We start from the raw sequence: 265 nt of genomic DNA on the forward strand, positions 1-265 counted from the left end.
TTTTACAGCACACATACTTCCAATGATGTAAGCGATAAACGCAAAACAAATCGGGAAGACAACTGTATGTATACCGAACGGATTTGGATAGAAAAGATGAATACACATATATGAGCCTACCCCAACTAAAATAGACGCAAGCGCTCCTGTAGCATTTCCTTTCCTCCAATATAACCCTAATACGATTGGCCAAATGAATGCAGCTTCTAATCCACCGAAAGAAAATAAATTTAGCCATATTAAAAAATCTGGTGGTTTAAAATGA

At 36.6% G+C, this 265-nt stretch carries 1 protein-coding gene; it reads right to left on the bottom strand.

The features are described from left to right. Window positions 1-265: sodium:solute symporter family transporter (locus tag KVT27_RS24970; protein ID WP_483307986.1), on the bottom strand; the 265-nt coding region annotated here is incomplete at both ends.

This window comes from Lysinibacillus sp. GbtcB16, from assembly GCF_019091145.1.
In the GTDB taxonomy this organism is placed as follows: Bacteria; Bacillota; Bacilli; order Bacillales_A; family Planococcaceae; genus Lysinibacillus; species Lysinibacillus fusiformis.